The sequence below is a fragment of the Petroclostridium sp. X23 genome, from assembly GCF_030013905.1.
GTDB lineage: Bacteria > Bacillota > Clostridia > SK-Y3 > SK-Y3 > X23.
Genome location: NZ_CP124862.1, coordinates 4,840,580 through 4,853,643 on the forward strand (window position 1 = coordinate 4,840,580; position 13,064 = coordinate 4,853,643).

General features: G+C 39.7%; 9 protein-coding genes. 8 read left to right on the forward strand and 1 reads right to left on the reverse strand.

Annotation, left to right across the window (positions count from 1 at the left end; genetic code table 11):
* Nucleotides 1-223: 223 nt before the first annotated feature.
* Nucleotides 224-1,918 carry a HAMP domain-containing methyl-accepting chemotaxis protein gene (locus QKW49_RS22800; protein ID WP_282864929.1) on the reverse strand — a complete coding sequence of 565 codons (1,695 nt, stop codon included), beginning with the start codon at nt 1,916-1,918 and terminating at the stop codon, nt 224-226.
* A 503-nt stretch (nt 1,919-2,421) separates the two neighbouring features.
* Between QKW49_RS22800 and QKW49_RS22805 the strand changes: the two genes are divergently transcribed.
* From QKW49_RS22805 to QKW49_RS22840, 8 genes are all read left to right on the forward strand, one after another.
* Nucleotides 2,422-3,264, forward strand: a complete 843-nt coding sequence (locus QKW49_RS22805) for an RNA polymerase sigma factor (RefSeq protein WP_282864930.1) — start codon at nt 2,422-2,424, stop codon at nt 3,262-3,264.
* Between the two features lie 209 nt (nt 3,265-3,473).
* Nucleotides 3,474-3,791, forward strand: coding sequence for a hypothetical protein (locus QKW49_RS22810; RefSeq protein WP_282864931.1), 318 nt, complete (start codon nt 3,474-3,476; stop codon nt 3,789-3,791).
* 167 nt (nt 3,792-3,958) lie between these two features.
* On the forward strand, nt 3,959-4,867 hold the full coding sequence (locus QKW49_RS22815; protein ID WP_282864932.1) for an AraC family transcriptional regulator: 909 nt from the start codon (nt 3,959-3,961) through the stop codon (nt 4,865-4,867).
* A gap of 487 nt (nt 4,868-5,354) precedes the next feature.
* Nucleotides 5,355-5,477: a hypothetical protein gene (locus QKW49_RS22820; RefSeq protein WP_282864933.1), complete on the forward strand. Its 123-nt coding sequence runs from the start codon at nt 5,355-5,357 to the stop codon at nt 5,475-5,477.
* Nucleotides 5,478-5,491: 14 nt separating this feature from the next.
* Nucleotides 5,492-6,559: a tetratricopeptide repeat protein gene (locus QKW49_RS22825; protein WP_282864934.1), complete on the forward strand. Its 1,068-nt coding sequence runs from the start codon at nt 5,492-5,494 to the stop codon at nt 6,557-6,559.
* A 31-nt stretch (nt 6,560-6,590) separates the two neighbouring features.
* On the forward strand, nt 6,591-9,245 hold the full coding sequence (locus tag QKW49_RS22830; RefSeq protein WP_282868220.1) for an S-layer homology domain-containing protein: 2,655 nt from the start codon (nt 6,591-6,593) through the stop codon (nt 9,243-9,245).
* Between the two features lie 22 nt (nt 9,246-9,267).
* The gene (locus QKW49_RS22835) at nt 9,268-9,432 is read left to right on the forward strand and encodes a hypothetical protein (RefSeq protein WP_282864935.1); all 165 of its coding nucleotides are present in this window, start codon (nt 9,268-9,270) and stop codon (nt 9,430-9,432) included.
* Nucleotides 9,433-9,700: 268 nt separating this feature from the next.
* Nucleotides 9,701-13,063, forward strand: a complete 3,363-nt coding sequence (locus QKW49_RS22840) for a hypothetical protein (protein ID WP_282864936.1) — start codon at nt 9,701-9,703, stop codon at nt 13,061-13,063.
* The last annotated feature ends 1 nt before the right edge of the window (nt 13,064 follow it).

Sequence of the window (13,064 nt, forward strand, 5' to 3'; positions counted from 1 at the left end):
TATATGAAAACTTTACACTAACAGACTGAGAAAGAGGAGTAGCAAGCATTCAGGAAGTATCAAAGATTGCCGAAGCATATGGAATAGACCTATGCCTTGAGGTTTTGAAACGGTTTGAAAATCATATTATGGCGAGCGGTAATTATACCGGGTTCAAGGGGTTCATGATTTTGCACTACAAAAAAGAGCCAAGGGTTGGCAGCATCCCTTGACCGTGATAAAATTATATATTAAATTTTCCGACCATGTTACTTAGATTATCTGATAAGTTTGCTAATATGGAGGTATTTTTCGTTATTTTTACCATAGCCTCATTCTGTTCTTGCACTGAAGCAGCAGTTTCTTCAATCCCTGCAGAGTTTTGTTCTGAGATTTCCGCTACTTTTTCTATTTCCTCTTCTATCTTTTTACCATTATGTAAAATTTTCTTAAGGTTATCAGATACGTTATTAATTTTATCTCCCATTTCTAAAACTTTTGAGTTTATAACCTTAAAGGTTTCTCCAGTATCTTGAATTTGACGAGTTCCCATTTCAACTTCCTCGTATCCTTTTTGCAACGAATGCGATACTGTATTAGATTCTTCTTGTATTTTAACAACAATTTGAGTGATTTCATTAACAGACTTCCCTACTCCTTCAGCTAGCTTTCTAATTTCTTCAGCTACCACCGCAAACCCTCGTCCTGATTCCCCAGCTCTCGCTGCTTCTATTGCAGCATTTAATGCTAGTAGATTAGTTTGTTCGGATATAGCTTGAATCACTTGAACTAATTTAGATATTTGCTGAGACTGCATGTCTAACCCTTTCACTCTATTCACAGCCTCGTTAACGATAGTGTTTATGGACAGCATTTGCTTAACAGAGTCTTCCATCTTTTTGTTGCCTTGCTGAGTAATCTCTAATACTTCACTTGAGGATTTAATGAGTATATCTCCGCTAGTATTTGATTCTTCAATAAGATGGTTCAGAGTTTTACTAGACGTTGCTACTTTAACCGCTGAGCTAGCTTGCTCTGCAGCTCCAGCTGCCATTTCTTCCATAGTCGCAGCAATTTGTTCACTGCCTTGTTGAAAGTCGTGGGCTATCGCAGAGAATTGAGCACTTTGTTTTCTAACCTCTTTAGTTGTGCTTGTAATTTCTCTTATGAGATTCTGTAAGCTTTGAAGCATTTTATTAAATGAGGACGCGATTTCACCTACTTCATCGTTACTATTTATATAGATTCTAGATGTTAGGTCTCCCTCATTATTAGCCAATTCTTTTAACTTATCTGCTATTTGGCTTAAATTAGAGATCTTTTTGAGTAAAATGATTATGGTTAAGATTATGAATATAATAAGAAGTATAATTAAAGCGGTTGAAGTCATAAATAGTAAATTGGCTCTTTTTCCCACGGTTTGAGCTTGTGACATAGCTCTTGAGTTCATTAAACTCTGGAATTGGTTTATAGGCTTCATGATCTTTTCTTTGTTTTCATCATAATTAGAATCAAACATTAATTTTCTTGCTTTTTCAAAATTCCCCTCAGCGACTGCCTTCATGGCCGCTTCTTCTGTAGATACTAGCGCATCAGAATTATTTTTTGCTTGCGCAAGGAGATCTAGTTCATCTTGAGAAGCCCCCAGCTCTTTCAGCCTATTGACAACACTATCCCTTGTCTTAGTTTCATTTACTTCTTTCCAATAATTATCATAGAATTTTCTCTCACCATATTGAGCATATCTTCTAGCTTGTTCTGTTAAATAATCAGAGGCATTTTGCAAGTCAATTCCTAGTTGCTTAAATTCCATTTGTCTCTCAACAGCTAATCTTTCATCATGGAACGTTTTATTTAGAAAAGTAACTGAAGTTATAGTTAAAATAATTGTTACTGCAAATACTACGCTCATTATCTTTAAAAATTTTGAAATCTTCATTGTAAAGCCTCCTTTTTAATTATATAATTTTTTCTAACCTACGCACCTATCTTCATATTCATACTGTTTCCAACAGAACATATGGCCCATTCCCCCCCACTTTATGACGTGTTTAGTGAGAAACTTAGAATTCTCTATATATTACATAATTCGACATAATTCGATTAATTCCTGCTTTAAATATTTGTGACATAAATTTTTTTGCTTTTTCTCATCTGGCTGCAATTAAAATTAGAACTAATAGATGTAGGCGTAAGTTGGTATATCTTATATAGTTTCTACTCCATACCACCGATGGTTTCGTACCTGTCCCTCTGTGTTTCTGAAAAAATTTTTCGTTACCTGTCACAATCAATACACTTAACTTGTCTAATCTAATGTATAATTAATTTAAAAGAAATATGGTAACAAATTCACAGTATCTAAATTGATTATATTAAAAATAATTAAGAAAGGAGAAGTATGATGGATTATTTTGGTGGTTCATTATACAGGCAGTTATCATGCAGGATGAAACATTTAACTTGGTAGATAAAGCTGTCAGCGGTGATAAGCAGGCACTGGAAAATCTGATTTTAAGTGTAGAGGATCTAATCTACAATTTATCTCTCCGTATGCTCGGAAGTACTCATGATGCGGAAGATGCCGCACAGGAGATTATCGTTCGTGTCATAACACAATTATCAACCTTCCGGAAAGAAAGTTCGTTCTCCACTTGGGTATATCGGATAGCTACTAATTATTTGCTCAATTGCAAGAAGTCCATGTTTGGAAAAAGGCCACTGAGTTTTGAATTTTTCGGTGCAGATATAGAAGCAGGCTTTATAGATAACACCAAAGATTTATTGCAAAATGTAAATGAAGAATTATTGGCAGAGGAATTAAAGATGTCCTGCACAAATGTTATGTTGCAATGCCTTGACCCAGAAAGCAGATGTATCTATGTTTTGGGTGTAATGTTTAAGGCAGGCAGTAAAATTTGCGGTGAAATTTTAGGTATCACACCAGAAACCTATCGTCAAAGACTTTCACGCATACGAAGAAAAGTGGGAGATTTTCTCAGTGTCTATTGTGGTTTGTCTGAAACAGGGAGATGCAGTTGCCGAAAGCGTATTGGCTATGCAATTCAAAGCCAAAGACTTAACCCGCATAATCTGGAATATACCAATTTGAAAAAGCTTGATGATAATGTATCTATGGGTTTCGTGCAGGCAATGGAAAAAATGGATGAGTTATCTCTTGTTTTTGCCGAATTGCCTAAGTACCGTTCAACCGAAGTTATAAAGGATTTTCTCAAAAAACTATTGAGGTCCGATAATATGAGCATTATAAAAATAGAAGCTTGAAAAAATGGGTGCGGCAGTGTGTATCTTTCCTTTGCAGATGAAAATTTCCAACGGAAAGTCAGGATCATTTAATTAAAATCAAAAATAGATGGTGCTGCCTGACTAATCAATCATCACTGTTTTCCATTATTGCGAAAAGTTTAAATTACTTCAAATACGAAGTTATGCGCAAGGCTTGTAATTTAAAATTTTATGGAGGAATAAATGCTATGAAAACACTATTGTTAACAGTACTCATTGGTGTCATTGCGGGGGTAATTGATATTTTACCAATGGTGAAAATGAAGCTTGAAAAATATGCAATTTTCTCTGCGTTTATATTTTACTTTATTATGCCTTTTATTATTTTTAACACAGATTTATTTGGAATGGCTTGGTGGCTAAAAGGTGGTGTCATTGCTTTGACACTCGCCATTCCGATTATCATTATCGTTTCTAAAGAAGATAAAAAATCAATTCAGCCAATGGTTGTAATGTCGGTTATCTTAGGAACATTTATTGGGGTTGCAGGGCATTTCATAATCTGAAGAAGCGGGTTTATTCAGATGTTGGCATTGGAGAGCATGAAAGAATCAATTAATCAATTGAGGAAGCGTTTACACGTTTTAAAGTAATCTTAATTACTGATATATAGCAATAGAAGTCAAGAAAGATGGTATAGTCTAGTGCTATCATGATACCAAGAGGTGATAACTTGGAAAGTTGGGAAAAAATAAATGCGGTACAACGTATGCAAGATTATATAGAAGAGCATATTTCTCAGCCAATTACTTTATATATGCTTGCTCGAGCAGCCGGGTATTCTCCATGGCATTCAGCAAGAATATTTAAAGAACTAACAGGAAAAACGCCATTTGAGTATATTAGATCGTTACGGCTCTCACTAGCAGCAGTTAAAATCAGAGATGAAAGCAAAAAAATTATTGATGTTGCTTTTGATTTTGTATTTGATTCTCATGAGGGATTTACACGGGCCTTTTCAAAGCAATTTGGTATAACTCCTGCGTATTACAGTAAGAATACACCACCGCTTAAGCTTTTTATGCCTTACCGTATCCGCGATTATTACCTCATATTACAAAAAGGAGAGAGTACTATGACTAAAAAACCAAATACTAATACTGTTTTTGTTCAAGTTATTGACAGACCTGCAAGAAAGCTAATCTTAAAAAGAGGTATGAAAGCCACACACTATTTTGAATATTGTGAAGAAGTTGGATGTGATGTCTGGGGGGTATTATCCAGTATAAAAGAAGCCTTATATGAGCCAATAGGGATGTGGCTGCCGAAAAATCTTTATAAACATGGTACAGCAGTTTATGCCCAAGGTGTAGAAGTGTCTTTGAATTATGAAGGAGAAGTACCAGATGGATTTGAAATAACTGAGCTGCAACCATGTAAAATGATGGTGTTTCAAGGTCAACCCTTTGATGATGAAAAGTTTGGGGAGGCAATAGAAGAATTGTGGGAGGTTATGAAAGACTATAATCCTCAAATGTATGGATTTAAATGGGCGGATGAAGATGGGCCCAGATTTCAGATGGCACCTATGGGTTATAGAGGATATATTGAAGCAAGACCCGTTAGACAAATAAATTCATAGTTTTTAGCACCTGTTCGCAGGTGCTTTCCTTATAGAAAGATATAATTTCAAAGCGAATGAGGTGACGGTTCATTCGAATGAGGTGACGGTTCATTTGTTTGATAGGATTCCGTCATAATGATCTAGTAAACAAGGTGAAGATGTAAGGTTGAAGTTGAGTGAAGATGAACAAGGTTTTGGATATAATTGCGGCAATTACAGGATTTAATAAGGATAAGATAAACAAAATTCTTAAGAATTAGACAGAAGAACCGTCCCTTTGTCTAAAGGCTTGTAATATAGCCTTTTTTTGTTTTTCAAATGAAGAGAGTTGTTTCCGACAACATTCGACTTTTTTCTTTACATTTCCATAACAATTCAATGAAAAATTATTACATTGCAATAGTAGTATATTTGTATAGCAAATCAAATCATGTATCATATGCCATGTTAAAGAATGATATGCTCGAAAGTTTAGTAGGTGCCGAAAAACTGTAGAAGATCAAGGATGGATAAAGCAGTCTGTGGAAAACAAGGAGGGGTTTTTAACGTAAACAGCTTGCTGCAAGTGTGCGGGCGAGCTAATGGAGTTAGAGAAGCAAATGGTATTTTATTTATATGCAGCTTTTAAAAGGGAGGATTTGAATGAAAAAAGCAATATGTCTATTAATTGTCTGCCTGTTCGTGTTTGTACTGAACTCCTCCATTGTTTATGGATTGACGGAGGATGAATTGTTTGCACAGGGTGAACAATTATTTTATCAAGAAAAGTACGAAGAGGCGCTAGGGATGTTCGAAGCAGCAGCAGAGGAGAATCCGAATGAAGCGGCTTATTATGAATGGATGGGGGCGTGTCTATTTCGCATGGCCGTTTATGAAGAAGCTCTGGCGGCTTTTGATAAATCCATTGCACTTGAGCCTCATTACAGCCCGTATGAATACAAGGGTATATGCCTCTATATAATGGGGGCGAAGGAGCAAGCGTTGGAAGCTTTCAATCAGAGCATACAGTTGTATGGGTATTCAAACAACTATTTGTGGAAAGCAATGGGTTTAATGGATATTGGGCAGTTTGAATCTGCCGCCGACTTATACCGGATTGTATCGGAGATGGATGGTGTGGCGGATGCCGAAAAGGTTCTCTATTACAACAACGAGGGATTTGCGCTATATATGGCAAAAAAGTACGACCAAGCGATGGATATTATAGAAAAAGCGATGCTTCTTGATCCAAGCCGGCCGGCAATTCATAAAAACAAAGGTTTGATTCTTGAAGCGGAGGGAAAGTATCATGAAGCTTTTGCGGCCTATAATGACGCATTGGTACTGGACAACCAGTACGATAAAGCTAGAAATGCAAAGTACAGTCTGATGGCGAAGCTAAACGGAGGTATTGATCCGGCTTCTATGGAAGCGTGGGGCACTCTCCAAACAGGAGTAGAGGTTGACAAGGTTTGGACCATAGGATTCAACCTTCCGGTTGATCTTGAAGACGCTGCCTCACAAATTGTGATTACGGATCAGATGGGCAACCGACTGCCTCTCAGCATAACTACCGGAGGGGAGGCCGGTACCGTACGGGTTGGACTGGCAGGAGGGCAGAAATATCTCCCGGGTACAAGATATGTATTATATGTGTTAGGGAATGTAAAAGGTAAATATGCCTCGCAAATGAAGAACGGAATGTTTATGGAATTTATCACAAAGCAGTAAATTTACCAGAGAAAGTGAGGTGCATAGCTTGATGAAAAGAATGCTTAGTTTTATGCTTATATTCATGATTGTAATTTCAATCCAGCCCGTCTATAACGTTTATGGAAGCTCTTTCCCTGATGTGGAGGGACATTGGGCGGCGGAATTGTTGGGAAAATGGGCATCACAGGAGTTGATAAGCGGGTACGAAGATGGGACCATGCGCCCGGATCAAAGTGTCACCCGTGCAGAGATGGCTAAAATAGTGAATTCCCTTTTCGGGTTTATGGAGATGTCGGAGGATTCATTTACAGATGTACAACCGGGGGCATGGTATAGCGCTGAACTCAAAAAAGCCAAAAAAGCAGGATTTATGACGGGGTATCCGGGTAATTTTGCAAAGCCGGATGAGCCGGTATCCAGGGAACAGGCAGCCGTCTTTCTATCAAGGGTATTTAATCTGGTACAGGAGCAAACATCACAAGTTGATTTTAAAGATAACGCAGACATACATCCGTATGCACAAGAGTCTGTTGAGGCTTTTGCTGAAAAAGGGATTGTACGGGGATATCCTGACGGCACGTTCCGTCCTTCGGCAGCAGTAACACGGGCAGAGCTTGTAAAAATGATTGATGGCCTTGTAAATGAATACATTTATAAGGCTGGGCCTTATAGTGATATGAATATTGAGGGCAATGCAATTATTAATATACAGGGCGTTGCGCTTTCCGATACGGTTGTTAAGGGAGATTTGTACCTTACGGCAGGAATCGGTGAGGGAGAAGTAACATTGAGAAACGTACATGTTTATGGGAATACATATGTTTCCGGCGGCGGTGAAAATACGGTTGCCTTTGAAGATTGTACTTTTGATAAGGACGTTAGTGTCAGAAAAGATAATGGGAGTATTCATGTAATTTTAAAGGGAAGGACAAAGGTTCCTCATATTTCTATGAAATCCGGAGGGTTTATTGAAAATGGTAATGGTACGGAAGCAGAACCAATTAACATAGTAATAGAAGATTCAGTCACCCCGCAAGGGAAAGTCAAGCTAAAGGGATGTTTCAGTTTGGTCGAAACGCACTCTGGAGCGAGAATAACGGTTGCAAGAAACTCAATAATACAAAGAATGATTATTAACGCAGGAGCCATTATTGAAATGGAAGAAGGGGCTGTTATCAAAGAAATAGTAGTTTCTGAAACCGCCAATGGAACTGCTGTTACCGGTTCTGGAACAATACTGAGGGCTGATATAGCTGCTGATGGTGTATTCATTAATAATAAAAGGATCGGAAAAGGGAATGGGATTATCATAAATCAGGAGGGGAAAACTTCAGATGATTTAGGGAGCAGCGGTGGCTCGCAGGATTCCGAAGATAATGGGAATAACGGGCCTCTGGCAGTTGCAGAGGTAGTATATGCAGCCGCTTCGGACTTGGTTGTAGCCAAAATGTCTTCAAATGACAATTTAAACGGTACCACCTTGCTTCTCCAGCCTTCTAGTGGTCCTGTACTAACAGCATCCTATGTAAAGAGAAGCCTTGATGAAAATAATAGTGCTTTGTATAAGATTGAATCAGGCAAGCTTACCAGCAGCCTTTATACTGTCAAAGGCGGTATCGGCCGTTGGACAATAGACAACCCGGTTCTTACAAAGGTTGGGAACGTATATGTAGAGAAAACAGAGAGCAATGGTATTACCGTGAGCGGATATGTTTACAATGCCGACTTTGCGGCAGTAACAGCCGGTAGCGGGGTTGATCAATTGGTGCTTGCCGATGAGGGATACTTCACATTGAGTTATTCTGCTGCCGAAGGAGCTGAGGCAAGTGTTGCTGCTTATGTATACGCATGCAACAGCAGCTATGGATTCCAATCTTCTGAAGTGGGCAGCATCGCGGTTGATAAGAGTATTGTTTCAGCGCCATACTTCACTGTACAAATGATGGACCAAGGCATCCAAAAGGTGAACATGGTTGATTTGAAGGAGAAGATACCCTCAGATCTTAATATTGTAGAATTTGCGAATCCAAGGGTACTATCAGGCAACCCTATAGCATTTGAAATCCTTGATCCGGTGAACGGAAGCATGAATTTTAGCAGCAATACATACGGACAATCGGTTGCGGCGGTTGACTGTTATGACGCAACCGGAGGTATGCATATTATAACATTTGATTGCACTGTGAATGTGTTGTTCAATGGCTCTTTCGAAGAAAACATGTGGTGGGCAGGGGATCCTCTTGCATGGGAAACTGCCGGAAATGGGTCAATGACTGTGACCGAAGGTGTTTATGATGTTTATAATGGGAAATATGCAATGCAAATTACAAACCTAACTACACAGCCGCTTATGTTTCATACCACTGCTTTGGTTGACCAGGCCGCCGATACGTCCTACACCCTATCTCTGCATGCCAAAGGATGTCAGCAATTCCGCATCGGATTGCGTGGACTTCAGGGTATTCAATACTCGCAATACTTTACGCCGACCGATGAATGGAAAGAATATAGTGCAAGCCTTATTGTTGAAAACAATCAATATTTGGCTGATGAAAATGAGATGGAGATCAAAGTGTTTATTGAGATGCTTGGTGCTGATAAAGGCGGGGAACGGTTAATTGTCGACAGCATGCAGATGCTTCCGGATTCGGGAGAAGCTGCGTTTCCTCCGGTACCAACATTAAAAGTCAGTAGCATTCAATAATAAAAATAGAGGAGACGGTAATATGAAAAAAGAAATAAAAGAAATAAATATTCTCAAGAATGAAATGTTAAAGGACGATGAATTGGATAAGGTATCAGGAGGAACAAATAGTTTTGATGCAGACCAGCAACTGGCCTCTTTAAAGCCAAGGCCCCCAAAGCCTTCTCCTGACATGAAGTTCGAATAGAAATATGGAAGTTTCCATGTGGATAGGATTCCATAAAGTCCATTTGAATCCCGAAGATTCCGAATGGAGAGGAAATGATACTTAGGAACAGCAAAATAATAACTTCTGATTTTTCAGCGGTTATTTTTCCGCCATGCGTCGTTGTGGACCATTGCCATACGCCAGTATTGCCAAAGGCCTTCGCCTAGCCTGACGAAAAAATCCCTCGCTGAAAATTTCGGAACTTATTATTTCACTGTTCCTTAATAAAAGGAGTAGGAAGAAGAGAATGAAGAATTATCATGGATACATACAAAAACTATTGTTTGGTATTCTGGCCATAGCGATACTCTTTACAAGCCCGATGTCCGCGGAGAAAGCGGAGGCATCGGAGGAAATGCCGGCGCGGATACGCGTTTCGGATGACTCAGGTGCTTTTCCAATTTCCAAGACATACAATATTGTATATGCAGGTTACCCAAACTGCAGCATCATCATTGATAATTATTTTTACACGGGTGTCGATAAGTGGCGTGTGATACACGATGGTATTGAGCAGAATGTTGGGACTTTTACAAGCCGTTATGAAGAGAAGTATTGCAAATTGGTTTTGAATCCGGGATCAAACGATATTATCCTCAAAGGTTCAAACGGCAGCTATGAATGGACTTATAGAATAAACATGTTCTATGTCCCGGAAACCAGTCCGCAGGCTAAGAAAAATGCTGTTAAAAGTGCAATTTCAGATGCTGATCCAAAATGCATCAATGACGCTTCATTTGCAGCTGCGGTTGCCGAGGTGCAGTCCGCATCTCAGATAGATGCCATTTCTATGTATGGTGCTGCTGATGAGATGGATATGGAAAAACATTATAGCGTCCTATATTCTAATCGGGATAGTGTGAGTGTTGCAGTTTATTCCTCAAAAGGATATGCGTCTGTAAGAAAAGACGGCACACTTTTGCATACCGGAGAAGAGGGCAGTGATTTTGCGATAGAATCGGTACTGGATGATGGCGAAAACAAATATGAAATTGAGTTTAATAAGGGAGATAGCATCCTTCTTTATGAAATCTGCGTCTTTAGATTGTCAACCGTTGTGCCCGAGGTTGCCCAATTGGTTACAAACCATATAGATAGCAGCAAGGATACCATTGTTGATAAATCTTCTTATGAAGATACCATCAAATATATAAACAATATGATAAATATGAACAAAGTAGGGAAAGCAAAAGCGATAGATGCCGGAGAAGCGCACGTATTGGCATTGCTGGATGATGGAACAGTGTTGGCATGGCCGCTAAAATCTTATTCATATTATAACAAAGGGCAGTGGAATGTACCGGCAGGCCTTAAGGATGTTAAAGCGATATCGGCAGGCGGATTATTTTCACTTGCACTGAAAGAAGATGGAACAGTTGTAGCGTGGGGAGACAATAGCGCGGGGCAGTGCAATGTTCCCCAAGGGTTAACGGATGTAAAAGAAATCTCTGCCGGTTATATGCACGCACTAGCCCTAAAGCAAGATGGAACGGTAGTCACATGGGGCGCAAGCTATGGCGGAACTAACGGTCTTACAGGCATCAGTGCGGTGCAAGCAGGATACTTGGAATCCGGCTTTATAAAAAGCGACGGAAGCTTTATCTTTAACGGGACGGATGGCGGATATTCTTCGCAGACAGAAGGCAGATATGACTTTCGGGGAATGACTTTGGGCAGAATAGGGCAATGTTATACCATACAAAACGATAATACGCTGCTGACATGGTCCGGTGACAGAACGTTTCAAAGACCTGAGTATATCAAGTATTTTGGGTGGACCAATGTGGACAGCGCTTCAGCCAGTTATAGTTACGATGGAGAAGTTCTGCTTCTGCGAAAAGACGGCACAATCGGATATATTAGCGATTATGATCGTCGTGTAATCGATCTTAAGGAAGTATTTCCTTCAGTAAATATCACCAAGCCTGTCCAGGTTAAGTGCTCTAAAGGTGACTCGCCTTACTTTTTGGCCTTGCAGTCGGATGGAAAGGTTGTTATATGGGACAGCTGGGGCACAAAGCTTGCTGTGCCGGATGCGTTATATAAGCAGTTTGCAAACATAAACGGAATGAATCTGGAAAATCCATATAATATTTTATATTATGAAAATAACAATTTATCTATTGATGTAGCTTCCGATTTCGGGGCAGAGGTCAAGTTTAACGGCAGCGTGGTCAAGTCGGTCTTAACAGGAAGGGATACCGTGAATGTACAGCTAAACGTGGGAAGAAATGACATAGAAATAACATTAAATAATCCTTTGCTTCCTAAAACATATAGAGCAGCAGTATTTTATGTTCCCTCAACAGTTAGTGCAGCCATACGCCAGAATATCATACAATCCGTTATAAAGGCAAACAGCAGTTGTTATGATCATAACAGTTTTGTTTCTCAAGCGGCAGCCTTAGGGAATTATAAGTACTTTTATATTGCACCGGTGGGAGTGGAAATCAACAAGCCATTTTCCATCTACTATACCGAGAGGTCTCAGGTAAATGCAGAACTAATGAATCTTGTAGGCACGTCAGCCGTTTACAAAGACGGTGCGGCTGTTTCAAATCCCATATCTTTGCAGCGTGGCCCCAATGAGTTTGAAATCCGCCATGAAGTCAATGGAAGCATCAACATATATAAAGTATGTCTGTTTTATCTGCCAACCGAAGAACAAGCGTCATTACGCAGTCTGGTGGGAGGCGCGGTGCCTTCGGCAAATGCACGAAGCATCGATGAAGCGTCTTACGGGAATGAGATCAATAAACTGCTCCGTGTCAAACAAATTGATATAAAAGGGCTCACAGGGCCTCTTCCTGAGGAACCGCATTACCGGGTTTTTATTTCGGAAATTAAGAATTTACAGTTGGCACTAACGGCATATCAAGCGACTGCAAGAATCTGGATAAACGGTACTGAAGTTGAAGCCATGACAGGCTCTTACAGCCTTTTGCCATTAGATCTTAATCAGACGATCAACGAAATAGAGGTGAGGTTTTCAGACGGACAGGGTGAAACTGTCAACAAGATCACCATTTTTTACGTACCTCCGGAGACAACGGCAGCTTTCAAAAAGAACGTGATCAATGAAGTAATTGCAGCTGATGCGAAAAGTGCTAACGAAACAGCTTATAGAGATGCTGTAAGCAATGTAGTAAAAAACGTCAGAGGTTTGAGCTTTACGGACTTTGTGGGAGCGGTAGACATGAACCGGCCATACCGATTCTTTTTCACCAAGAGTGCTCAGGTCACATTGCAAACGTTCTGCTTGGAAAACGCAAGATTGGAGTATGTGAAGTATAGCAGCAGAAATGATAGTTCTTCCGGAGGTCAAGACCTTGGGGTACTTTTAAGCAATACAGTGATCAATTTGAATGAAGGCCGGAATGAAATTAAGGTTATTTTCCAGCATTCAGGACAGGAAAAAGTATATCGTTTTTGCATCATAAGAGGAAAAAGCAATTTCGGAGAAAGAACAACAAATGACATTATTTCGAATGTGGTATCTGCCGACAATGCCATGGATGGCACTGAAGGTACTTATAACAGCTGGCTTGGCACTGTCAGCAATTGTTATTATGATTGGCAGGCACGGTGGCTCACAAATTGGTGGTGGTAAA